Origin of the sequence: Mycoplasma bradburyae, assembly GCF_024338845.1 — a bacterium.
GTDB classification, from domain to species: Bacteria; Bacillota_I; Bacilli_A; order Mycoplasmatales; family Mycoplasmoidaceae; genus Mycoplasmoides; species Mycoplasmoides bradburyae.
Genome location: NZ_CP101414.1, coordinates 182,027 through 207,434, shown reverse-complemented (window position 1 = coordinate 207,434; position 25,408 = coordinate 182,027). Strand labels below are relative to the sequence as shown.

The window sequence follows — 25,408 nt, the reverse complement described above, 5'->3', positions numbered from 1 at the left end:
AAATAATTAACTTATTTATTTTTTAGGAGCAGCAGGTTTAGGAGCAGAAGGTTTAGCTGGTCCTGATGGTTTAGCTGGTCCTGCTGGCTTAGCTGGAGCAGCGCCCGCTGGTTTTGGAGCAGCAGGTTTTTCACCTGGTTTAGCTGGAGTTTTAGCGGCACCTAAAGCAGCAGGTTTTTTCTTAACATTAGCAGTTTGTGAAATAATCTTCTTGTAAACTGAACCAACAGCTGAAGTCAATGTATCAACTTTTTTGAATGTTGTTTTGAACCCTTTGTCTTGTAATTTTCTTTGAGCTCTCATCGGAATACCGATTGATAAACCTAAGATAATCATAATAGCAAGGATACCTAATGTACTACCAATAGCAGTAGGTAATACTCAAGAAGGTAAAGATGCAAAGTTGTTATAAGAGAAAGATACGTAACCCTTGTTCTTTAATTTAGCATCGTAATATTTACCATCTAGGTATTGAATTTGAACTTTGATAGGTAATTTTTGGTTAGTTAAATCACCATCTGGATCAACTATTACTCTGTAGTTGGTACCAGCATTAGCTGGAGTAAAGTTCACTAAACTGTTTAAGAAACTTTCGTTAGTAACAAAGTCTTTAGCAACACTATTCGTAAATCCGTTTTCAATTAGATATTGAGCAGGTTTAAATTCGATTGTCCCTCAGAAATCAGAAGTATATGTAGAACCAGATCCAGAGAAAGCAATTTCTTCTAGGTTAGAGTTGAAGCTTTGACTCTTAACAAAATCACTTGGAGACCCTTGGCTACTTGAATATAAAGAAACATTACCTGAACTATCAACTGTATATAATGAATCTTTTAATAAAGGTAAAACTAAATTAATTTGTTTTTGAGCAACTAAACTTGTAGGACTAAATGAACTTGATAAATCAGGATTGCTAGATTCAGGAAGTTTTAATGTATAGATACTCGATTTTTTACCTTCATCAGTAAATAGGAAGTATCATAATTCTTCTCCAGGAATAATACTTTTAATATTCTTTATTGAAGAGAATGCATCAATTGGGTTTGTAGATATAATTTGGTGATTATTTCCAAAAGGGATACTTGCACTAGAAGTCTTAGCTAACCCAATTTGAGCTCTTAAATATGTAACAGCAGCAACAGATTCTAAACCATTAGCATCTGGTCTATTTAAGTTTACAAAACTTGTAGCTTTAAGACCAGCATCTAAATTATTTCTAATACCATCATATCCTAAAATTGATTGATCATACTCGTAGTTATTGTCTGAATAACCATTTTTGAAAATTGTTCTATCACTAGAAGAACTATCTTTTATATAAGGTATCTTAGAAAGGCTTCTTGCATCATCTTCATTTAAGAAGCCACCTAGCATTCTAAACTTCAGAGTTTTATCTCTAAGTCCATTAGTTTCTGTTCCAACTTTAGCAGCACTTATAAAATCGTAATCGCCAACATTTACTAATTTATAAGTTCCATTTCAGTGACTTGTATCACCTCTTGTCTGTTGATAGTTTTGGTAACCAAAAACATATAGGTATGGTTGAAAGTTACCATCAGGCTTTTTCTCATTATTATATGAAGCTCTTAAAATAACACTAGAACCTGTTGATGTGAATGATACACCACCCGTCGATCCACTTATAAATGCGCTAGCATTACTTTTAGCAATTTCATCACTAATACCTAATCTATAATCAGAATATATTCTTCCTTCAATAACATTAGGATTAGATCAGTTAGTTTCATCAATTTTATTATCAGAAATTGGTTTTTCATCTATACCAAAACTTCTATATGTTTTTAAAGTATTAGTATTTTCAAACATTCCATTATCTGTAGATGATGCTTCAGAATCACTAATTTTTACAAGATTTAAATCATTTAGATCTGTAAGTTTCGTAGGGAATGAATAATATCAAAGCGATGGTAATTTACTTGAACCAAAAATGTAAATACTGTCACCTATAAAAGATAATGAATTAACGGAATTTAAATAAAGTCTCGAAAAAACATTAACAGTATCTTCTTTTAATGCAACATTAGGAGCCTCAGGGAAATTAAAATTCCAATAGTTATCAGCAGAAAAATTACTGGCTCTAGTAATTTGTTTATTTTCTTCATCACCAGTTCATTGAGGATAAACAAATTTCTCATCTAATTGAAATGAAGTTTTAATATTCTTTTTGACATTATCTTCAGAATCTTTTTTTCCAGTTGCAGAACTAGGGGTAGTAGGTTTTGTTGAACTAGCAACTCCATTACCAAAATCAAACATTCCGTCAGATTGACTAGAACCACTAACTCTACCTACAGGAGTAGGTAGTGTAACTACATTTACATCATTAGGAAGAATATCTCTTTGGATGTATAAGTTATATCAATCAGAAGATAGATTTTTAGGTAATAACGGAGCATCTAAAATGAAATCATTAACAATTTCACCTTCTGTATCTTTTTTGAAAGTAAATTTAGTTCCGTCATCAACAATTCTTATTACATGAGCAGGGTTATCAACGCCACCAATAGCTAATTTTGACATATCAGATTTAGAACCTAATCTAGTATTATTTCTTGTATCTGAACCTGTTCCAACTCTTTTTACATGAATATTAACATTTTCATTCACTAAAAGAGCATAATAAACTCTATTTTGTTTTCCGTCAAATCTATTTTTGCTGGTTGTATAATCAGCTACAATTTGTTTTACTTCATATCCAGAAAAGTCATCAGATAAATCTAAACCATACATAGGCTTAGTAAAGCTATCTAATTTAACAATAGATATTTTAGATGATGTTATAAAATTGTCATTATCATCTTTTAGAACAGAATTAAATAAAGAGTCGTTATTACCTATTTGATTAAGATTGATGCTGTTAGCATCAACAGTTCTAGCTTGATTAACTAATTGTGTGTTATTTTGATTACTAACTTCTTTATTAATTGCAAAGCTAACTGATCCAAGAATACCAATTCCAACCAATCCGCTTATTAAAGAATAACTTTTAAGTTTTTTCGATATATTCATATTTTTATTTCACCTATTTTATATTATTTAGCTGGAGCTTTTGGTTTTGGAGCAGCAGGTTTAGCAGGACCAGTTGGTTTAGCAGGACCTGCAGGTTTAGCTGCAGGAGCAGCAGGTTTAGCGCCTGAAGCAGCAGGTTTAGCAGCAGGTTTTTTAGCAGATTGTAACATTTGAGGTGATTTCTTAATGTTACTAACTGAAGTTCTGTTAATAATTTGTTTAAATACACTACCAACAGCAGTTGTAAGGATATCAACTTTCTTATTAGAAATAGCAAATCCTTGTTTAAGCATCTTACGGTTTTGAGACATCGGAATACCAACACCTAAACCTAAAGCTAAAGCTAAAGCAATAATTATAATAGGAATAGAAATCGCAACAGGTAAGATGTAACCAGGTAAAGCATTGAACCCTGTAAATTCTCGATCAGAAACAAACACTGAGTTAGCTTGAGGCACAGGAACATATTCACCATCAACTAAAACTTGAGGTAATAATTTAATGAAATCGTTAGTAGCTTTTGATCTATCAACAACTAATAATCTTAATTTGATATCTTTATTATCGGCAGGAGGAGTATAAGAGTAAATTGAATTGATATATTTACTATTAAGTACTTCACTTCCATCAGAATCTTTTACGATAATATCGTTAATTTTATTTTCAAAGAATGATGAAGGAATATTGTCTTTAGAGATAAAATTACCTTGACCAATTACTTCATTTCTGTTGTTTAAAGGATTTTTTATAGTATCAGCACTTAGAGATAAAGCATTAGTAGTAGAACTCTTACGAGATACAGAGTTTAGCGACTTACTTCCTTCTAATTGAACGTAATAACTATCTAAGGCACTAACTTCAACAGCAGCTGTAATACTTCTATCAAAAGAAATTTTAGAAACATTAAAACTTGTATCACCTTCAGGTCTTATACTATATCCAGCTTTAGTTCAGTTTGAAATAACAGCTTTAGAAGAAGTTGTTGTTAAACCTTTAAAGTCTTTTCATGTATATCCTTGACTACTAGGAGTGAATTTAGATTTTTTAACATAAATCGATCCATTATATCAAGTGTCTGCAGCAGATGTATTATAAGCGCTATTTAATTTTGATTGATCTCCATTTTGATCATTTGTTGTACTACCAAAGTCAGATTTATTTAAGTGATAGAAATTAATGTTAGCGTTATTTTTGTAATTAGCTTTAATTTCTGGTCATGTTGTAATTGTTGCGCCAACTTGGTAATAATAAGTTAAACTTTGATCAGTACTAGAATATGTATAAACCACATTACCAATACTTCTACGATCAAAACCTCTTGCAGTCGTTAATGCATTTAATATATTTCTTGGGTTTCTATTTTCTCCGCCATTTGCTAATTGGTTTTGAGTATTGTAATTGAAGCTATTAATGTTGTCAGAAACAAATCATGTACTATCTTTTCATGAACCTAAACTTCATTGACGACCATCAAGCATAGCATAAGTAAATACAACTTTATTTTGTTCGTCGAATTGATCAGGTAATGCATTTAATGCATCCAATTTTAAAGCTGTAGAAAATAACGATTCAACTTGTTTTGTATTACCGCCAGCAGGCTTACTTAATAATGATGCCGAACTTGTCGAATTATAATCATAAAGATTTGATCATCTTTTAGGAATGGTTTCGTTAGAAACCGTTGTTGTTTTATCTGTTCTTGTCGCATCTTCAATAACTGAAGGAGTGTGTCATTTAGTATCTAATATTGTTCCACCATTGGTACCTCAAGTAATAGTAGAACCTATGAATATATTTCCGCCCGCAGATTTAGGAGAACTTACACCGCCAACAGCTAATCTAGGAACATAATGGTAACCTAAATCTTGACCTAATCCAGCAACACCAGGAACAAATTGAGCTAAATTAGCTTTTTGAATTGAAATCGAAGAAAGTAAAATTGCGTAAGGATAACCTACCGTTTTTGATGTACCTGGAGCTTCTGTGGAACTTGATCCAAATTTCGTTCTAAAAACACCAATACTCAAAGCTGATTCATTATTAACTCAAGTACCATTACCACCAAACAAATAAACCGTGTTATTTTTAGCGTAAAGACCACCTAAATTTGTTATATATTGCATCCATGGCATAACAAAGTTTTTTTGTTCGTCAAATCATTCTGGATGTTCGTTTGGAGAGAACGAACTATCAACTAATGGTGTATCTTTTTGAGTTTCAAGGCGTTTAGGATAGTATTTAGCGTTGAAATATCCTCTATCAGCTTCATAAGAAGGATTTGCTTGATTGTAAAATTTAACAACATTAGTATATTTATTGTTTTCTGTAGTTTTTTTTCAATTAGAAGGATAGTTATCAACCATGTCTTTAGGTTTAATGAAAGACATGTTTTCTACTAGAAACGGAGTGCTTTTGTTAAATAAATTTTCGTTAACTTTTACGATTACACCTTGAAGTTTTTTGTCGCTATTAATACTAGAATAACTTTTACCTTCATTAATAGATTCGATACTTTCAGAAGATTCCTTTAACTGTTTAGGTTTAGGTATACTATTACCTGTTTCATAATCTATAACCGTCTCAGCCATTCCGTTTGAACCAGTAGCTGTTCCTTCACCATCAACCAATTTAACTGATGATCTAGCACCCGGAACTCCTCCGCCAGTTGAAGCTACTGCGGCTGGAGCCGGCGCTGCACCACCTCCTGCACCTTCTGCAGTTTCAGAATCTTCTTCACCACCAGCACTAACAGGAGTATCTGGAACATAGTAATTCTCAAAAGTGTGATCTTTAGTTTCTTGTTGTTGAGCAACTGCTACATCTGGAATTAATAATAAATAGAAAGCATTAGGATCTTGTTGATCTTGAATAGCTTCTACTACAGTTTTAGAACTTAAATCAGATACTTGGAAAGGTACAGTTCCTGTAAACTGTTTAAACTCGTTATTAGCATCGTAATAACCAACTTTTTCACCTAAATCGCTGCTTGCTGGATCAAATGTTCAAACAACGTTACCGTATAAATCGATACGGCTAATAGATTTTTTGCCAGTTAAAACTAAAGCACCAGGGTTGGTACCTTCAATAGAAGCAGATGTAAAGTTAGAGTTTCTTCATCTGCGAGCTGTGTCTAAAAGATTAGACTGGTTTTCTTGAGCCGATTCACCTTCGTGCTTAACTAGTTTAGCATCACTTGGTTTAGCGCTATTAATAGCCGCTAAACCAAAGCTACCTAAACCGATTAAAGCAAAGGGAGTAAGTGTGGCCGATAATTTTAAAATAGATTTTTTCACGATTTCAATTTCTATTATTTATTAACAAATAGTTTTTTTTAATATTGACTATTCTTATACTATTTTATAAGAAAATAAAAATATTAATAAATTTTTTAACTGTTTCTTATTTAAATTAAATCTAAATAAGAAACTAAAAGATTAAATATTTAAACTTTATCTTGGTCCGTTTTGAGGATTAAAACCAGGTCTTGGACCCATTTGGTTTGGTATTTGACCAGGGAAGCCAGGTCTTGGACCCATTTGATTAGGCATTTGACCAGGGAAACCAGGTCTTGGACCCATTTGGTTAGGCATTTGTCCTGGTTGTCCAGGGAAACCAGGTCTTGGACCCATTTGATTAGGCATTTGTCCTGGTTGTCCAGGGAAGCCAGGTCTTGGACCCATTTGGTTAGGCATTTGTCCTGGTTGTCCAGGGAAACCAGGTCTTGGACCCATTTGATTTGGCATTTGTCCTGGTTGTCCAGGGAAGCCAGGTCTTGGACCCATTTGATTATTAGCAAAGCCCATATTTGGATTATTACCTTGAGCTTGCATATTAGGATTCATCATACCTGGATTAGGTTGACCCATTCCCATATTAGGTTGATTAATTACTCCAGGTTGAGCACTTGCTTGTAAAGCTAAATTCTCTTGATTTGGTTGAGCTTGATCAGTTTCTTGAACTTCTTCAGTAGTCTGTGCTTGATTTTGTTGTTCAATCATACCTAGTGATTCCACCATTTTTTGGTGTTCTTCACGTTCTTGAAGCATCATTCTTTCTTTTTTCTTAGCAATCGGAATTCCAATTCCAAGACCTAAGATTAAAGAAACTGCAATTAATCCAGCCCCTGAACCAACTACTGGGTAAAATCAAGCTTCTGAAGTAATATTTTTAGGACCAACAGAATTATCTTCACCATCGTGAAGCACTAATTTATGTGAATGCTGTTGTTTGTTTTGATTACTTGCACCAAAACCACTACCAAGAGCAATTGCTCCTGGTAATACAAAGCTAAGTCCGATTAATTTGGATTTTAACTTTTTAAGTTTAAACATAATAGTTAATTTATGATTTCTAAATTTCTTTTATATTAAATAAATTTATTAATTTTTTATATATTATAACGCTTTTTTATAATCACAAGCTTCTATAATTTAGATATTACCTATAAATAGCTTTAGATAAAGATCTAAACGCTTTTGAACTTCTTTGCGATAAGCAATAATCTTATCAGTTTGAGCCATATTATAAGTTCATATCAAAGCAAAGATACAAGTGATAATTAAAAAATCATTAAAGATTGTTTTATCTAATCCTTGATAACTTTCAACAAGATAATAAGCTTGTTGTAAGTTTAAGGATTCTCTTGCCATATTAGCTAGATCAAAATAAGGGGTGTTAATCCTTGACCATTCAAAGTCAATCAAATGAATTTGATTATTTTGATCTACCAACATGTTGTGAGCATTCAGATCTGAATGCGTTAGTGTTTGAGGCAAGTTCTTGTATTTATTGATTAAGTGATAATACAGTTTCTTGTGTCTGGTTGATAATTTAGCGTTATCTATTCCTGCCAAGTAATTAATCTTTAATATTGAACTATTCGAGATATCTACTTGGTGGATCTGTTTAATAGCTTTAGCTAAATTATCAAGTCTTAGTTTATCAAAGTAATCAACTTCTTTACCAGGGATTCATTTTTTAATACAATCTCCTGTTTGTTTATCAAAGAAGATAAACAAATCATTATTTAATAGTTTGATTACTTCGTACTCATTAATTCGCGAGACTAATTCGTTATTCTGAGCAAACCTGACTTGATATTGTTTATTATCTTTTGTTTTTAAAAGATAAGAAATATTAGTAAAGCCATTATGAATCTCTTGGATACTGACTACATCATTAATTAAGTAGTCAGTATGTGTTATAAAGAATTCTAATGCGACATCTTGATTTGGTTTCATTATCAGTATCCTCTAGTTAATGGTGATCTTCTCATTGAAGGTTGTTGATTGTATGATCTAACAACTCTAGGAGGTGACATTCTGCCTGAGTAGCTTACTCTTCTTACTGAAGGAGGTAAAGGAACCATTCTTCTAGATGCAGGCATTCTACGATAAGGAGCTAGCACTGGTTGGTACATACTTACAGGTCTAGGTACTAATGCGTTAATAGAAGTTGATTGAGCGCTTGGTCTTCTAACTTCTTTTACATAAGTATCATAATTAGATCTATAGTATTGAGTTGATGGACGATCATAATCATATCCATAACCTTCTTTGTATCTTAAGTAGTTAGTATCTCTTATTGATAAATGTCTGTTGTTAGAAGGAACTGTTAATTGTCTAGATTCAACACTATTATTTGGTCTAATAGGTAATTGTTGGTATCTTCTAGAAGGTTTATCTAGATCATAAGCAACCGGTTTTCTAATTTCATAACTACTTCTTCTAGGTTCGTATGGTTGATACGGTTTTCTATTGTTGTAGTAATTCGGTTCGTATGATGACTCACTAGATGAAGTAATGATTCTTCTTGGATCTTCTTGATATCTAACTTCTTCAACAAGTCTTGGTTCTTCTTGATATATAGGTTGTTGAACAAATCTTGGATCTTCTTGATATCTAGGTTCTTGAGTAAATCTTGGATCTTGAGGATATCTTTGTTCTTGACTAAATCTATTATCTCGAGGATATCTAGATTCAGATTGTTGATATCTAGTTTGAGCTTGTTGATATTTAGTTGGTTGTTCTTGATATCTTAAATCTTGATATTCATTAGCTTGATTAATTCTATCAACCGGTTTTTCATAAAACTCTTCAACTTGTTGTTGTTCTGGTTGATCGTATTGAACTTGTTCGTATCCTTGTGGTTCTGATTCTTGAGGATATCTAGAATCATATTCATTGTATCGATCATCAAATTCTTTAGTTGAATGATATGCAACTTTAGAATCTGGCTGACTAGGAGCATCAAATCTAACCGTAGGTTGAACTCTAGATTCAGAATAAACTGGTTGTTGGTTAATAGTTGGTTCTGGTTTAGGATCTCTAGAAGCTGTGTATAAAGCCTGTGGTTGAACTTGAATTTCAGGTTCTAAGAATAGTTTTTGTTCAAATATATCTTGTTGAGGAGTTATAGGAGTTTGAACAACTTGACTAGGTTGAGGTTGATTAAATGTATTAGGTTGAACTTGAGCCTGAATTGGAACAATTGGTTCTACAATTTGTTGTGTCGGATTAATTTGTCCTGCAACAGAGTTCATTGTTTGATTTTGCATTACTGATCTATTTAAGATCTGTTGCTGATTTAACATCGGTTGCATCATAGGTTGTTGATATTGCAACGCTTGTTGAACCGGAACATTGTTAATACCAGGCATAACTTGAAGTTGCATTGCAGGTTGTGCTTGTTCTTGAGTAATTACAGGAACTTGAACAACTGGTTGTGTTTGTTCTTCAGATAGCTCTTGTAGTTTTTGTTGAATTGTTTTTTCTGTTCTCTTAGTTGCTATCGGAGTAATTGGTGCGTCATCTTCTTCTGCATCAACTACTTGTTGAACTAAAAAGTCTAATTGTTCAGCTGTTGGTTGTTTGTGTTTAGTAGCAACAACACGGTTAAGCAGATCGTCAGATTCTTCCACGTATTGTTTTAATACTCTTACAGGTTCACCTTGTTCTAATTCTCTTCTTGAAGTATCATGAAGCGATTTTTGTCTAGTAGGTTCGATGTAAGTTGGTTCTTGTCTAACAATTTCTTTAACAACTTCAGTTTTTACAACCGGAGTTGGTACTTCTTTAATCTTGTTAGTTAAGTATTCAACTAGTTCTTTGGCTACTTCTTCAAAATCAGGTTTAGTATCAACTTTTTTGTTTTGTTCATTAAGTTGTTTAACTTGATCAACTAACTTACGGTTTTCTTCAACTAAACTTTCAAGTTTTCTAATTGATTCTTGATCTTGTCTGATTTCAACTAATTCTTCTAATCTAGTGATCTCAGGTTGAACTTTAGGTTGAGTTGGTTGTTGAATTAACTCTTGAACTGGTTCAGGTTTAATTGATTCAACTTTAACCTCTTCTGGTTTAGAAGGTTTTTCTTCAATTGGTTCAAAGTCTCTTAACTTCGTAGGTTGTTTTTTAATTGAGAAGTCAGATAATTTGATTTCGTTGATATCAATTGGTTCTTGTTTTGGTTTAGTCTTAGTATTAACAAGGTTGAATTTATCATCTAATTTAGATAATAAATTGCTGTTATCATGTTGAGTTTGAGTCTTAATTATTTGTGGAATTGGTGTTATGTTTTGACTAACATAAGCAACTCTTTCAATTAACGGACTAGGTTTTTCAATAACAAATGGTTGTTTTTGAATATTACTAGAATGAATTGATGGTTTATTAGAAACTTGCGCAACTTCAGGTTTGAACTGAATGAATTCTTTCTTGTTTAGATCAACCTTGTTATTGTTTGGTACAACTTGAACTTTTGGAGTTTCAAATTTAGGTAAGTTAATAACTACAGGAATTTGTTCTAAGTCAGCTAAACTTACTTTCTTCTTAGCTTTTTGTTCAGCAGGTTGTTCTATTTGTTGGATAGTAATTGAATCATCTTTAGATTCAATTGGTTTAGCTTCTTGGATAACTTCATCATCTTCTTCTAGATAAAGAATGTTATCAAAATCAGAATTATCTTCATCTGATTCTTCTTTTGTTTGTTCGTTAGCTAATTCAATTAAATCTTCTTTAACTTTAGTTTCAGGTTGTTCTTCAACTTGTTCAATTTCATCTGATTCAATTTCTGCTTCAGATTTTTCTTTAGCTTGAGTTTCAACAACTTGTTCTTGTTGTTCTTCTTGAATTTCTTCTTCTATTTCAGAATCAGCTTCGGATACTTCTTCAGCTTGAGCTTGTTCTTTTTGAGCTTGAACTTGAACTTGAACTTCTTCAATTACTTCTTCAGATTGATCTTGATCAACTTGAGCGTCTGGTTGAGTTTGAACTTGTTCTTGTTGTTCTTCTTCTGGTTGATCTTGTTCAACTTCAGTTTTAACTTGAGCTTCAACTTCTTCTTGAACTGGTTGAGCAACTATAGCTTCTTCAACCTTAGTTTCAACTACAGATTGTTCTTGTTCTGGTTGTTTAATAACTACATCTTCTACAACTGGTTGTTCAGATACAGCTTGTTCAGCTTGAACTACTTCTGGTTGATTGTCACTTACTGGTTGAGCAACAACTTGTTCATTAACTGAAGGATTTTGTGTTTCTAAAACTTCTGGTTGTGTTGAAACAATGTCTTCAACAACTTCTTCTTGCAACTTAGCTTCAGGTTTAGGTAACGGCTTCTTAATAGCATATCTAATCTTCTTAGCCGGCTGTTTCTTAGGAGTTGGTTTAGCAACAGTTTGTTTTTGAACACTAACAGGTTCATGAATTTCTTCTTCTGGTTCTTGTGGTTGAACTACTGGTTGTTCAACTACTGGTTCATTAACAGTTTGTTGATCTTGAACTTCTTCAACTGGTTGCTGTTCTAAAGGTTGTTGTTCATATTGATCTTGTTGTTGATCAATTACTTGCTGTCCAGGATCAGTGTATTCTTGGTTGTATTGTTGTTGATCAAATTGTGCTTGATCATAAGTTTGTGCTTGTTGGTTGTAACCATTATCAACATTAACATCAGCATAAGCTTGGTCAAATTGAGGTTGTTGGTTATATTGCGCTTGTTGATCGAATTGAGGTTGATTGTATTGTTGATCGAATCCTTGTGTTTGATCGAATTGTGCTTGTTGATCAAATCCTTGTGTTTGATCAAATTGAGGCTGATTATATTGTTGTTGATCGAATCCTTGTGTTTGATCGAATTGTGCTTGTTGGTCAAATCCTTGGGCTTGTTGTTCGAATTGTGCTTGTTGGTTGTATTGTGTTTGTTGATCAAATCCTTGGACTTGATCGAATGCTTGGGTTTGTTGATCAAAGTTTTGTGCTTGAGTTGGATCGATATAACCTGCTGCTTTATCATATTGAGCATTAATATCACCATAACCTTGAGTTGGTTGGTTATATTGTGCTTGATCATAAGCTTGGGTTTGATCATAAGCTTGGGTGTTCATATCCCCATAAGCTTGAGTTGGATCGTATTGTGCTTGGTTGTATTCTTGTTGATCATATCCAACTTGAGCGTTTGGATCAACATATTCTAATGAAGCTTGGTCTTGTTGAGCTTGATCATAATCTTGAGTAGGTTCTACTGCTTGAGTTGGATCATAAGCTTCTGTAGTTTCTGCTGCTTCAGTAAGTTCTTGAGATTCTTCGCCTTCTTCTTGTTGGATATTATCATAACTACCATCATCTAAAGTTACTTCATCTTCAGTTGGCATTTCTGCTAGATCAATAGCAGAACCATAATAACTAGAAAAATCTAGTTCATATCCATCAAGATCTGTATAAAAAGCAGGATCTACAACGTCATTAGTATCAGTATTAATCAATGATTGATCAATAACGTTGTATCTTAATAATGCTTGTTCACCAGTTTCACTGCTGATAGCATCTATATAATAATGGTTATTTACAAAGCTAAACGGTTGGTGATCAAGACCAAATAATTCACTAGGTAAAGCTTTTTTAGGCTTCATTAAGTTAAAAGTTTCACCAGTTTCATTATTAATACCAACTAAATAAAACTTAGCTTTGATATCATAAGCAAAATTAAAATCATAAGCACCATATTTCTTAAATGCTTTCTTTTTTAATTTTGTTAAATTCTTAATTAATTTCTTATAAAACTTCGGGTTCATTGTTATTTATCGCCCATTCAATTTGATGGTTTAGCACAATTTTTAAATTCTATATATCTTTATATTAACTTATTATAAGCTCTAGTTGTTAAAGAGTTTTACTTATTATTAAATAATAAAAAAGTTTTCTAAATTATCGATTGGAGATTTTTTAATAAGGAATCTAAGTCATTTGGTTCGTAAATGAAATGAGCATTATTTTTATATTCTTCATTCATATTAGTCGGGATTACACAATAATCAAAACGCTCATATAAACTTAGATCAATTTTATTGTTTAAGGATAGGTAGATTAAAAACCGATCTTCAAAATGTTTTTTAATCGTTTTGTATTTATTAATATTTTTATTAATAAACAATCCGTCATCGTCATTTAGTTTAATGAAATCAAACCGTTCGTTATCTAATATAGTTTGATTAAAATCTTCTGAGTTAATTCATTCTTTAATGTTGTATAAATAAATCTGACTTACCAACATTTTATTAAGAGCTTCATTAAAAGTTGCATAATCATTATTCCAATCCATCCGGTATTTTCATCTTAAACTAGCTTTTTTAATTGCATTGTAATTTAAGAAGTAGGTTGTCATCAGATTGTCATAACTATCTACACTAGAAGCTCCTTCGATTACGATTCCTGATTGTTTGATTAAAGCAAAATGGTTAATTAAATCATAATCATTTTTCTTAAAAAATCCTTCGTAATAAAATTTCTTATCAGATTTTTTTCATAAGCAAGCTCCATCTGAAGCTACTAAATTGACATCATTTACATCTAGATTAACTAAGTTGATAAAGTTAATGATGTTTTTGTGCCAACTTGTTGAACTAACAAGGATTTCAAAACGATTTTGTAATTCTTTAATAAATTCTGTTAATTTTTGAATATCATAACCTGAATCATAAATCGTCCTGAGATCCACATCGATAATTAATAACTTATTTTTATTCATCTATCAGTTTTATTAATAAGGTTTCTTAAATAAATCGATAAACTTATCTATACCTAATTGGTTTGAATCCTCTTGACCGTATAAACGATAAGTTATTTGATTAAGATCATTTAATTCATTATCCCCAACAATAATCTGTACAGGAATCTTGTTGATTTGCGCATCACGGATCTTCTTATTTAATCTTTCATCACGACTATCAACACTTATTCTTAAATCATAACCTTCTAGGATTTTAGCTAGTTTGTTACAACCTTCTAAATGAACAGAATTATTAACTGGAATAATTGTTGCTTGTTTAGGCGCCAATCAAAGATCAAGCGCTCCTTTAGTTTGTTCTAATAAAGTGGCTACAAATCGTTCATAAGTACCAATTATCCCTAAATGAATAATTACCCCTTGCTCATATTCATTATTCTTGTTTTTATATTTGATATCAAACTTCTCAGGACTAGGTAAAGAGAAGTCTAATTGAATAGTTGATACTGTAATAATCTTATTAAGAGCAGTTTTTACTTGGAAATCAATCTTAGGACCATAAAAAGCTGCTTCGCCTACTTGCTTAGTATATTCTAGACCTAGATCAATTAAAGCGTCTTCTAATTGTTTTTCAGAACGTTTTCACATTTCTGGGTTATCAATAAAACCTTCTTTATCATTAGGATCATGTAAAGATAAATCTATTCTATGGAATTTTAGATTAAAGGTATTGATAACTTCTTTAATCACATTGTATGAGTTTAAGATCTCTGATTTAATTTGATCTAAACGACAAAAAATGTGATTATCTAATAACATCATTGCTCTAACGCGTTCAAGCCCTGTAAGCCCACCAGAAGCTTCGTAGCGGTGTAATAAAGCATCTTCTGATAAACGCATAGGTAGTTCATCATAATGTCTAGGTTTATTTAGATATACCAAACAGTGATGAGGACAAGTCATAGGTCTTAACATCATGCTATCACCATCTAATAACTTCATTTCTGGGAACATATCTTTAGAATAGTGAGCATAGTGACCTGATTTCTTATAAAGATCAACACTACCTAAAACTGGGGTGTTTACGAATGAGAAACCGAATTTTTTCTGAACGCTGTGTACGTAATCACCAATTAGTTGTCTTACAATCTGACCATTAGGTAGTCATATCGGCATCCCTGGACCAGCTAATGGGTTAAAGGTAAATAGTTCAAGAATCTTGTTAATTCTTCTATGATCTCTTTGGCGTTGTTCTTCGATTACAGCTAAATAGTCTTGCATCACTTTGTCATTTTCAAAACCAAAACCATTTAGTCTTACCATCACAACATTATCTTTATCACCTTTAAAATAAGCACCACCCACTGATTGGAAATTAAATGCTTTTACTAGTTTGGTGTTATCTAATAACCCTTTGATTGGTAAATAATAATATTCTTCATCAACGATTGCTAAATTAACTAATTCTTCGTTAGATTCATTAATTAGTTCTAATAAGTGTGGTTGATTAATTAATAGTTCATTAGCTTTTTGTTTATCAACTTCTAATGTTTTAATCGTTTTAGCTGATGAGGTTAGTTTAGTTAATGACTTAATTAATTTGTTAAAGTCTTCTGGGTTAATCTTGATTGTTTCAGATAAATAATCTAGATAAAATCCTTGATCATTTACTTGAAGTTGCCCAAACTTGATTGCTTCGTCTTGTTTTTTTAGAACGATTTGAAGCATTAATAAAGCTGTATTAAAGTAGTTAAGCATATAAAATTCTATTCTTTGTAATTAAGTAAGATTTTTTCGGCTAAAATCTGAGTTTTTCAGATTTTAGTCTTCTTATCTTGATAGGTGGTCAGTGATCCTTTGATTGCTAAATATTCGTGGTTTAATACGTATTTTTCTAATTCCTTACCCAATTGATCATTAGCATATATCACATAGTAATCCGTAAAGGTGTTGTTGCCAAATCTTCGTTTTTGAGTAATTGTTACATAAAACCCTGTTTTATTCTTGGATCATTTGTAGCTTTCAATTAAACCTTGTAATAAAACAGTGTTTAACATTAATTAACGCTCTTGTCAGAATCACTTGATTCTTCTTGGTAATTAGGGTTTTGTAAATTGAATCTAAGAGCAAATTTGCTAATTGTTTTCATCACCATTTTTTCTTCAAGGATTGAAACTCTTACAGATTCAAATTTGTTTTTGTCATTCAAAACATCGTGGATTGATTGATTAGTTTTTTCGTAATAAGCATCCAGCATGTTTTTAACTTCTTCATCAGTTACTTTAACATTTCATTCTTTAGCAAAATGATCGAACATTAAGCCTTTTTTGATGATCTTATCTGCCATATTCTTCAGAATATTTTCATCAGCATTAACACCTGATAATTTTAGTTGTTCGATAACTGATTTCATTTGTTCTTCTGACATTTCGAATTCGAAATGATCCGCTAAATAGTTCATGATTGCTGAGAACAGATTATCTTTAATTGTTAATTGTAACAATTCATATTGCATGATTGATTCATCGCTCATTTCTTTAGGTAATGCTGCTTTAATTCTTTCTCTTTGTTGTTGCAACATCGCAGGATCAATAAAGAATTGCGAAACTGTAATCTCAGTTGAGTAATCGATATCTTTTTTTAATTTTAATTTTGATGACATATTATTTACCTTTTGTTTATCTTTAATTTTAATATTTTTTAAATTCTTTATTTGTTTTCTAGCTTAAGTAACTTAGCTTTCAATTCATTATCTACAATTGATTGATAAAGCTCAATTCTTTGTTTTGATAATTGGTTTAACAATAAAAGTTTTTCATATTCTTTTAATTGTTCAATTCCTTTTTGAATCTGATCATATACAGCATACTTGGAAACATTGTATGTTGTCGCAATTTCATTGTATGAAAGATTGTTGACTAAAAACTCTTCTAAGTATATTGTGATCTTTTCAGATAAAAGTTTTTGATAACAACTAAATAACTCATTTAATAAGTTTCATTCTTCAAAATTAATTGGCTGTTTTTTCATAATCTAACTTAAGATTAGCAGTTAATGAAATTAAATACTTTTGTAAATCAAAACTTACTAAATCATCGAGTTTTTCGCCTAATCCAATTAATTTAACAGGTATATTAAATAGATCTTTTATCCCTAAAATGATTCCACCCTTAGAAGATGAATCCATCTTGGTAAGAATAATTCCTGTAATGTTACTTACTTCATGAAAAACTTTAGCTTGCATCAAGCCTGATTGACCAGTTGTCGCATCTAATACTAGCAGTGATTCATCAACTTTGCGTTGGATGAATTTTTCAATCACACCGTTAATCTTTTTCAATTCATTCATAAGATTAACTTTATTTTGTAATCTACCAGAGGTATCACAGATTACTAAATCATAGTTTTTATCTTTAGCATAGCTTAAACCTTCATAGATAACAGCTGCTGGATCTTTCTTGGTTTCATCTTTATAGATATCAACTCCTAATCGATTAGCTCAGATATTAAGTTGTTCTACAGCACCTGCTCTGAATGTATCAGCAGCGATCAATAAAACATTCTTATTTAACTTCTTATAATAGTTAGCAAGCTTAGCAATTGAAGTGGTTTTACCAACACCATTTACACCTACTACTAAAAAGACATTTTGCCGGTCATTTTGATAATTTAGGTCGATATTTACTTCACTATCTTGAATGTAGTATACAAACAATTTATCAACAATAATTTGTTTTATTAATGTTGGATCAATTACCTTTTGGTATTTAATCTCTTCAGTGATTGCATCCACAATCTTTTTAGTAGCATTATAACCAATATCTAATTGCACAAATGAATCAAATAGATCTTCGTAAAACTCTTCATTAAGAGTTACGTATTTGGTTGATAGTTGGTTGATGATGTCTGAAAATGAACTAGAACTTTTCTTTAAGCCATCATCAAACTTTTCTTGATTAGATTCAAATAATGAATTTTCTTGATTCTTTTTAGTTAGTTCTTCAACCGTGTCTGGTTTTTTCTTGAATTTGCTAAATAATTTTTTAATAAAACTCATTAATCACCCTCAACTTCTTCAGCAAGATCTTTAGCTTGATGTAAAGATACTGATAACATTTTGGTAACACCTTTAGTTTGCATCGTAGCACCAATTAATTTATCACATTTAACCATCGTCCCTTCACGGTGAGTAATGATTAAGAATTGTGTTTGATCAGATGAATTCTTAATGATGTTAGCAAAACGTTCAACGTTAGCTAAATCTAACGCACTTTCAGCTTCATCTAGAACTACTAATGGGAAAGAAGAAACTTTAAGAATACTAAATAGAACTGATAACGCAACTAATGCTTTTTCACCACCAGATAGTAAATTTAGGTTACCAATATTTTTTCCAGGAGGCGAAGCAAATACTTCAATACCACTAGTTAATTTATCTTCAATATTTGAATAACGAATTTCACAGTTACCACCACCAAATAAGTAATAGAAAGTCTTAGGTAATTCTTTATTCAAATCATTAATTAATTGATCAAATTCTTGAATTGCTTTTTCATCAAGTTTGATGATCGCTTCATTAATTCTTTCTCGAGCATTAATTAATTCTTGTTGTTGGCTATAAAGTTTTTCATATCGTTCTTTCTTGATATCTAATTCTTCAATAGCTTCCATATTAATAGCACCTAGATTATTTAAGGTGCTTTGAAGCTTAACTACTTCGTTTTTTGCTTGAGACAATGAAATAGGTAATGGTTTGTTATAGTTTTCAATTGCAAACTCAATTGCCATTCCATATGATTCATTAATCTTTGATTTAGATAAATAAATGATATTTTCGTGTTTAGTTAATAATTCACGGTGTTTTAGTTTATCATTCTTATCATCATCAATTTCTCTATGGAATGAATTAACTTCTTTTTCAAGTTGAGCAACTTGTTTTTGATACATTTCTTTAGCTTCTTGATTAACTTTTAAATCTTGAACTAAAGTTGTCTTCTTAGTTTCTAAACTAAATAACTCGGTCTTGATTTTTTTATCATCCCATTTAACTTCTTCACCGTCAAAAGTTTTATCAGTTAATTGTTCGTATTGAATCTTGTAATCATCGATCTTTTTTTGTTCAATAACAACAAGGTCTTGATAACGTTGAATTCCGTTCTTTTTCTCGGTAAATTCGTTTTCTTTCTTTTGGTAATCAGCAGTTAAAAACTCAATCTTTTTACCTAATTCATTAATGTTTTTTTCAGATACAGAAACTTCGTTTTTAAAGAAGTCAATTTTCTCATCAACATTAAATAATGTATGAGCTTGTTTAGACTCAGCACCACCAGTAATCGCACCACCTGCGTTAACGATATCACCACCTAATGAGATAACACGATAAAGTTGGTAAGTATATTTAGAAATTTTAGTAGCCGTTTCTAAATCTGATGCAATAATTATTTGTCCTAATAATGCTCTGATTGCTGGGTCGTATTTGTCGTGATAACTAACTAGATCACAAGCAACACCTAAATAACCACTAACTTGATTTAATACTTCAAGGTGTTCTTGCTTAACTTCGCGATCTTTTAAGTTAGCTAATGGTAAGAATGTAGCTTTACCAGCTCTGTTCGCTTTTAAGAAATTAACAGCATTAATAGCGTCTTGGTTACTATCAACAATAATATTTTTAGCCGCTCTATTAAGCGCAGTAGCTATCGCCACTTCGTATTGTTCATCAACTTTAATAAAATCTTGAACAATCCCATGCACACCACCAATAGCGTCTTTGTTGTTTAATACTGTACTTACCCCGATGTCTTGAGCAAATTGTTGTTGTTTTTGATTTTGTAAAAACTGTAATTGTAAATTCGCTTGGTAACGTTTAACTTGATGAGCAGATAATTCTTTTTTAAGTTCTTCTAATTGAATTGATAAATCGTTTTTTTCGATTTGTTGCGTTTTTAATTCTTCTTCTCAGGTAGTTATTAAATTAAAGTATTTCTTTAATTGTTCTTCTGCTGATTTTAATAGTTGTTCTAATGCCTTAATTTTCTTATTTTTATCGTTAGAATCTAGATCTGATCTTAGTTGTAAATCATTAAATACATTACGTTTTTCTAATGATGCGATTTCATCATAGATCTTTTGTAATTCATCTTGAATCTTTTGAACATTGTTATCAGCAGTAGCATAACGCTTTTTAAACGTTTCTAACTTTTCTTGATTGATTTGTAATTGTGGATCGTTTTTAGCTAAACGCTCGTCAATCTTAGAAATTTCTTCAGATAATGTTTCAATTTCTTTTTGAGATATTAAATATTCATTAACTGATAAGGTTACTTCTAATTCTTTAAGCTTTTCTTTGGTTTCGCTATAAAGTTTAGCTTTTTCAGCTTGTTGACCTAATTTTTTAAGATCTCTATTAAGTTCATTAACAATAGTCGTTATTTCTTTTAGGTTATCGTTAGTTCTAGCAATCTGTTTAATAGCATCTTGTTTCTTCTTAGCATATCTACCAATACCAGCAGCATCTTCAAAGATCTGTCTACGGTCTTCTGGCTTAGCTTCAATAAAGTTTGATACCGTGTTTTGCGAAATAATACATAATGAACCTTTAGTAAGTCCTGAATCCAAGAATATATCATTAATTTCTTTTAATGAAGATGGTTCATCATTAATTAAGTATTCAGATACACCGCTACCACGATAAACACGTCTAGTAACAGTTATCTCTTTTCTTTTATCATGTAAATAACCTTGAGAGTTATCAAATGTTAAACTTACTTCTGCAAACTTAGATGCTGGTTTTTCTTGAGAACCAAAGAAAATAACGTCATCACTAGTTTTCCCTCTTAAGTTTTTCATAGAACGTTCCCCTAAAACTCATTTTAAGGCGTCTACAACGTTCGATTTACCTGAACCATTAGGTCCTACTATACCTGTTACGTGTTCGTCGAACGAGAAGTTTATATTATCCGCATAGGACTTGAATCCTTGGGCATGGAATTTTTTTAGAAATAACATATGGAAATAACCTTGATCTTACTTATTAGCAAGATTAAATAAAATTATATAGAAAAATAAACACCCATGCCAGGACTATCTTTTTATTAGTATTATTACTAATATATTAATTAAAAATATCGATGATTGACACATTCAATAAATCGATGTTGTCAGCTTTAAGATAATTGTTTTTTATTGAAACATACTTAAGTTTATCTTTGTATTTTTCATAAGCAGTCTTAAATGGTTCTTTAGTTATATCTATGCCATCTTTGAGTCTTAAACCCATCATTAAAACCCTTTGATAAAATTGATCATCAGTTAATAAATTTGATTTAATTTCTCAGTTATCAATCTTGCCATCATAATAGTAAGTTGTGCGGTTTTCAAATCCATGAGCCCCTCATCCAATAGCGGCGTAATCTTTAGTTAATCAATAAGCTAAATTATGTACAGATCTATATTTTTTTAGACGTGATCAATTAGCCACTTCATAACGTTTGTATTTCAGTTTATTAAGCTCTGCTTTCATTAATCTTAATTGCATTGCTTCTTCATCTAAATCTATTTCATATGGAGTCTTAGTTAGATATGCACCTGGTTTTAAATCTAATCCATAAAACGAAACATGATTAGGTTTAGTTTTTTTTATGAATTCAATATTTTCTAAAACATCTTCTTTTTTCATGTGCGGTAAAGCATACATTAAATCGATATTAATATTATCAATGCCTACATCATATAAATTTTTGATAGCGTCATAACATTGATTAATATCATGTGTTCTGTTTAAGTATTTAAGGATTTTGTTGTTAATTATTTGCACACCAACAGACACTCGATTTACTAAATTATTTTTGAATATTTTTGCTTGCGATTTTGTAATTAAATCTGGATTACATTCTATAGTAAATTCACACGTTTTTGCCGCATATTTTGAAATTTTTGATAAAAAATAATCTAAAAGTTCATCGCTAAATATATTAGGAGTTCCTCCACCTAAATATATACTTAAAAACTGTTCTTTATTAAACTGTTTTCTTTCTATCTCATCAATTAAATCTTGAACTACTTTTTGTGGGTTATAACGATCAATTAATTCTCTTTTAAAGTCACAAAAAGTACATATTTTTTGACATAATGGGAGATGAATATATAAGTGTCTAGTCATTATTTTTTATATACGAAATTATCTCATTACAAAGCTTATCAGGATCATCCTTAAAGAAATTGAAACTAAATTCTTTTAAACCTTCATTAAATTTATTTCTTGTTCAGGTTAGTTGATGCTTAACTAACTTTTTAAGTTTCTTATTTATTTCTTCTTTGTTTATGGGTAAATTATTTTTTCAAGAATGATAGATTTCTGGATAGCCTAGAGCCTTCATGGCTATTGGTTGTTTATCTAGTTTTTTAGCTTCAATTATTTTATCTAAATATTCAATTTCTTTAATTCAATTTAGATCATTTATCATTTCATCTAATCGATCGCTTAGATAAGCAAAAAGTTGATCTTTATCTGACATACATTTAACAACTATATAATCATATTTTTTAGTGTCATTTTTCGACTTTTTACCGCGTTTTTTAAATAAATATAAAGCGCGTAATAATCGTTTTCTGTTGTTAATTCCAATCTTATTAGCTTCTTCTTTATCGTAATTAATTAACTGATTAAATAGCTCGGTATTTTCTAGTTTTTCTAGATTGTTAAATAGTTCGATATCAAGTTCTTCATTATCTAACTGGTAATCGTTAATTAAACTATTTATATAGAGATGACTTCCTCCACATACAATAGTTCAATCAGGTGATTGTTCTAAAATCGCTTTAGCTTTTTTATTGAAATGAGCTATTGATCAGTCATCAAAAATTGAGATTTCAGAAACAAGGTGATAGTTAATTTCTGATAATATTTTTTCTGATGGTTTATTAACACCAGCATTTAGCTCTTTATACACTTGAAAAGCGTCTGCTGAGATGATCGGTAGGTTTAATTTAATAGCTAATTTATTCGCTAAATATGATTTCTTAGTTCCAGTTGGACCAATGACTAAAATTAATCTTTTTGAATGAATCATATGCCAACTATTATTATTATCTTTTTATATAATATTATCTGTTAATAAATAAAAATATATGAATAAAAACAAAATTGTTTCAAAACTTACAGGGCTAGCTTCTCTAGCTTTTGGTTTGAGTTTTGCTTTAACAAGTTGTACAGTAGCTACTAGTCCAGGGTTTTTTAAAGTTGTTTCAGCTGAAGATGTTAATAATAAAGTATCTTTACAAAGTATAACTAACGAATTAAAATCTCCAGTTCAAACAGCTGTTTATGGTACTAACCTAATTAATAACGGTGATTACGTATTAACAATTTTAACTAACACCGATCCAGCTCAAAACTACTTCATTGATGGTGGTGATTTAAGTAGTGGTTTAAAATGAGAAGGTCCTTATGCTAGAGCTATTAAAAAATGACAACCACCTCAAGATAACCCTAGTTACAAAGATGGGATTCTTTTCTTATTATATAGAGATGAACTTTCTGATCAAAGAGCTCCATCTAACCAATTAAATCCGTTTTCTAAATACCCTGATAAGAAAAACGATGATAAAGCTACTAAAGAAGAAAAAGATCGTTCTAATCAATATGTAAGAAACGATCAATCAGCTAAAACATATAGAGAAATTGTTGAGTTCTTAGTTAAAACATATCCAGAACAAACAAGTGGCTGATTAAATCGTGTTGATGGAACAACAAAAATAATGAACATCGCATTCACTAATGATGGTAGCGGTAAAATTACGCCTCACTTTTATATGGGTTCATCAGCTCCAGCTAACAAATCATTTGTTTTACAATCATCAACTATTCAAAACCATAAATTAGTTAATCAAGATTTAACTATTGATGATAGCTTCTCAAGCTTCCTAACTGGTGTTTATACAAGATCTTAATTAAGATATAATTGTTTTATTTAATTATTCATAAACATTACCTTGATATAAGGTAATGTTTTTTTATGCTTATAATAAAAACTAACCAATAAATCTTTATTTAATACATGAAAAAAACCTCATAACAGGTATATTGTTGTTATGAGGTTATGTAATATGAAATCTATTATTAATGGCGTCGACAACAGGACTTGAACCTGTAACCTTCAGTTCCGCAAACTGATGCTCTATCCGGTTGAGCTATGCCGACATTTTCCTTATAGGATTATAATATATCGTAATAAAAATTACGCATTTTCATGCGTAATTTAAACTATTTATATGAAGGAGATAACTATTAATGCATGTAATTAATAGTTATTAATTATGAATAACGATAATAATGGTGGTCTCGGGCAGAATCGAACTGCCGACACATGGTTCTTCAGACCATTGCTCTACCGACTGAGCTACAAGACCATGGCGGTTCCTACGGGAATCAAACCCGCAACCCCTCCGTGACAGGGAGGTATGTTATCACTACACCAAGGAACCATAATGGTTGCGGGAGCTGGATTTGAACCAACGACCTTCAGATTATGAGCCTGACGAGCTACCGGCTGCTCTATCCCGCGATATATACACATTATTATAACATATAATAATGTGTAAAAATATTAATTATTTCTATTAATGGCGGATGCTGAGGGATTCGAACCCCCGCTGACCGTTAAGCCACTCTCGGTTTTCAAGACCGAACCCTTCAGCCACTTGGGTAAGCATCCATATAAGATAGTACTTATTTAGCAATAATACCTGCTATTTATTTTATAAGAAAATTAAAAAACTAAGTACTATACTAAATTTTTTTAATATTACTGGTGGATCTAACAGGACTTGAACCTGTAACCAACCGATTATGAGTCGGGGGCTCTAACCATTGAGCTATAGATCCAACATGGTGGCTGGAGTGAGATTCGAACTCACGACAACTCGGGTATGAACCGAGCCCTCTAACCAACTGAGGTATCCAGCCATAAACTGGTCGGGAAGACAGGATTTGAACCTGCGACCCCTTGGTCCCAAACCAAGTGCTCTACCAAGCTAAGCTACTTCCCGTTGATAATTATTTGGCGTATGTTTTTGGAGTCGAACCAAAATATAATTCCGCCCCGGACATACATGGAGGTGCCTGTCAGAATCGAACTGACGATGTGGAGGTTGCAGCTCCAAGCCTTACCACTTGACTAAGGCACCATTATTTAACCTAATAGATTATAACAAAATATTAAATATTTGATGAATAAATTTAATAATAACTAATATTTAACCTTAATTTAATTAATAACAACATAAGAAAAATAACTAATCATAAGTTAATTTATATAAATTAACTATGAATAACTAATAATTACAAGAACTAAAACAATTTATTGTACTTTATAAAATA

General features: G+C 31.2%; 15 protein-coding genes and 9 tRNA genes. 1 reads left to right on the top strand and 23 read right to left on the bottom strand.

Annotated elements, in window-relative coordinates:
* Positions 1 to 15: 15 nt before the first annotated feature.
* From NMG68_RS00890 to NMG68_RS00825, 14 genes are all read right to left on the bottom strand, one after another.
* Positions 16 to 3,030: a cytadherence protein A gene (locus tag NMG68_RS00890; protein WP_255034825.1), complete on the bottom strand. Its 3,015-nt coding sequence runs from the start codon at positions 3,028 to 3,030 to the stop codon at positions 16 to 18.
* Positions 3,031 to 3,053: 23 nt separating this feature from the next.
* Positions 3,054 to 6,323 (bottom strand): adhesin P1, encoded by a 3,270-nt coding sequence (locus NMG68_RS00885; protein ID WP_255034824.1) that lies wholly within the window; start codon positions 6,321 to 6,323, stop codon positions 3,054 to 3,056.
* A gap of 156 nt (positions 6,324 to 6,479) precedes the next feature.
* Positions 6,480 to 7,361, bottom strand: a complete 882-nt coding sequence (locus NMG68_RS00880; protein ID WP_255034823.1) for a P30/P32 family tip organella adhesin — start codon at positions 7,359 to 7,361, stop codon at positions 6,480 to 6,482.
* 99 nt (positions 7,362 to 7,460) lie between these two features.
* Positions 7,461 to 8,270, bottom strand: coding sequence for a phosphotransferase (locus NMG68_RS00875; RefSeq protein WP_255034822.1), 810 nt, complete (start codon positions 8,268 to 8,270; stop codon positions 7,461 to 7,463).
* A complete protein-coding gene (locus NMG68_RS00870) occupies positions 8,270 to 13,096 on the bottom strand; it encodes a hypothetical protein (protein WP_255034821.1) in 4,827 nt (1,608 codons plus the stop codon). The genes NMG68_RS00875 and NMG68_RS00870 overlap by 1 nt, the downstream gene beginning before the upstream one ends.
* 128 nt (positions 13,097 to 13,224) lie before the next feature.
* Entirely contained in the window at positions 13,225 to 14,049 is an 825-nt protein-coding gene (locus NMG68_RS00865) for a hypothetical protein (protein ID WP_255034820.1), read from the bottom strand.
* A gap of 12 nt (positions 14,050 to 14,061) precedes the next feature.
* Positions 14,062 to 15,786, bottom strand: coding sequence for a threonine--tRNA ligase (gene thrS, locus NMG68_RS00860; RefSeq protein ID WP_255034819.1), 1,725 nt, complete (start codon positions 15,784 to 15,786; stop codon positions 14,062 to 14,064).
* Between the two features lie 8 nt (positions 15,787 to 15,794).
* Entirely contained in the window at positions 15,795 to 16,085 is a 291-nt protein-coding gene (locus tag NMG68_RS00855) for a DUF3217 domain-containing protein (RefSeq protein WP_255034818.1), read from the bottom strand.
* A complete protein-coding gene (locus NMG68_RS00850; RefSeq protein ID WP_255034817.1) occupies positions 16,085 to 16,690 on the bottom strand; it encodes an MPN555 family protein chaperone in 606 nt (201 codons plus the stop codon). The genes NMG68_RS00855 and NMG68_RS00850 overlap by 1 nt, the downstream gene beginning before the upstream one ends.
* A gap of 47 nt (positions 16,691 to 16,737) precedes the next feature.
* Positions 16,738 to 17,058 carry a DNA-binding protein gene (locus NMG68_RS00845; RefSeq protein WP_255034816.1) on the bottom strand — a complete coding sequence of 107 codons (321 nt, stop codon included), beginning with the start codon at positions 17,056 to 17,058 and terminating at the stop codon, positions 16,738 to 16,740.
* A complete protein-coding gene (ftsY, locus tag NMG68_RS00840) occupies positions 17,039 to 18,085 on the bottom strand; it encodes a signal recognition particle-docking protein FtsY (RefSeq protein WP_255034815.1) in 1,047 nt (348 codons plus the stop codon). The genes NMG68_RS00845 and ftsY overlap by 20 nt, the downstream gene beginning before the upstream one ends.
* On the bottom strand, positions 18,085 to 21,036 hold the full coding sequence (locus NMG68_RS00835; protein ID WP_255034814.1) for an AAA family ATPase: 2,952 nt from the start codon (positions 21,034 to 21,036) through the stop codon (positions 18,085 to 18,087). The genes ftsY and NMG68_RS00835 overlap by 1 nt, the downstream gene beginning before the upstream one ends.
* A gap of 106 nt (positions 21,037 to 21,142) precedes the next feature.
* On the bottom strand, positions 21,143 to 22,189 hold the full coding sequence (hemW, locus tag NMG68_RS00830; protein WP_255034813.1) for a radical SAM family heme chaperone HemW: 1,047 nt from the start codon (positions 22,187 to 22,189) through the stop codon (positions 21,143 to 21,145).
* Complete coding sequence (locus NMG68_RS00825; protein ID WP_255034812.1) at positions 22,182 to 23,099, bottom strand: tRNA (adenosine(37)-N6)-dimethylallyltransferase; 918 nt, start codon at positions 23,097 to 23,099, stop codon at positions 22,182 to 22,184. Before NMG68_RS00825 ends, hemW begins: the two co-directional genes overlap by 8 nt.
* A 58-nt stretch (positions 23,100 to 23,157) precedes the next feature.
* On the opposite strand from NMG68_RS00825, the gene NMG68_RS00820 reads away from it, so the two are divergent.
* Entirely contained in the window at positions 23,158 to 23,979 is an 822-nt protein-coding gene (locus NMG68_RS00820; protein WP_255034811.1) for a DUF6856 family protein, read from the top strand.
* 173 nt (positions 23,980 to 24,152) lie between these two features.
* Here NMG68_RS00820 and NMG68_RS00815 read toward each other — a convergent pair.
* From NMG68_RS00815 to NMG68_RS00775, 9 genes are all read right to left on the bottom strand, one after another.
* Positions 24,153 to 24,229, bottom strand: a tRNA-Arg gene (locus tag NMG68_RS00815).
* A 133-nt stretch (positions 24,230 to 24,362) separates the two neighbouring features.
* Positions 24,363 to 24,438: transfer RNA gene (locus tag NMG68_RS00810), tRNA-Phe, on the bottom strand.
* Between the two features lies 1 nt (position 24,439).
* A tRNA-Asp gene (locus NMG68_RS00805) sits at positions 24,440 to 24,513 on the bottom strand.
* Between the two features lie 4 nt (positions 24,514 to 24,517).
* A tRNA-Met gene (locus NMG68_RS00800) sits at positions 24,518 to 24,593 on the bottom strand.
* A gap of 59 nt (positions 24,594 to 24,652) precedes the next feature.
* A tRNA-Ser gene (locus NMG68_RS00795) sits at positions 24,653 to 24,743 on the bottom strand.
* A gap of 94 nt (positions 24,744 to 24,837) precedes the next feature.
* Positions 24,838 to 24,913: transfer RNA gene (locus NMG68_RS00790), tRNA-Ile, on the bottom strand.
* 4 nt (positions 24,914 to 24,917) lie between these two features.
* Positions 24,918 to 24,994 (bottom strand) — tRNA-Met (locus NMG68_RS00785).
* Between the two features lie 6 nt (positions 24,995 to 25,000).
* Positions 25,001 to 25,077 (bottom strand) — tRNA-Pro (locus NMG68_RS00780).
* A gap of 64 nt (positions 25,078 to 25,141) precedes the next feature.
* Positions 25,142 to 25,215: transfer RNA gene (locus NMG68_RS00775), tRNA-Cys, on the bottom strand.
* Positions 25,216 to 25,408 lie beyond the last annotated feature (193 nt).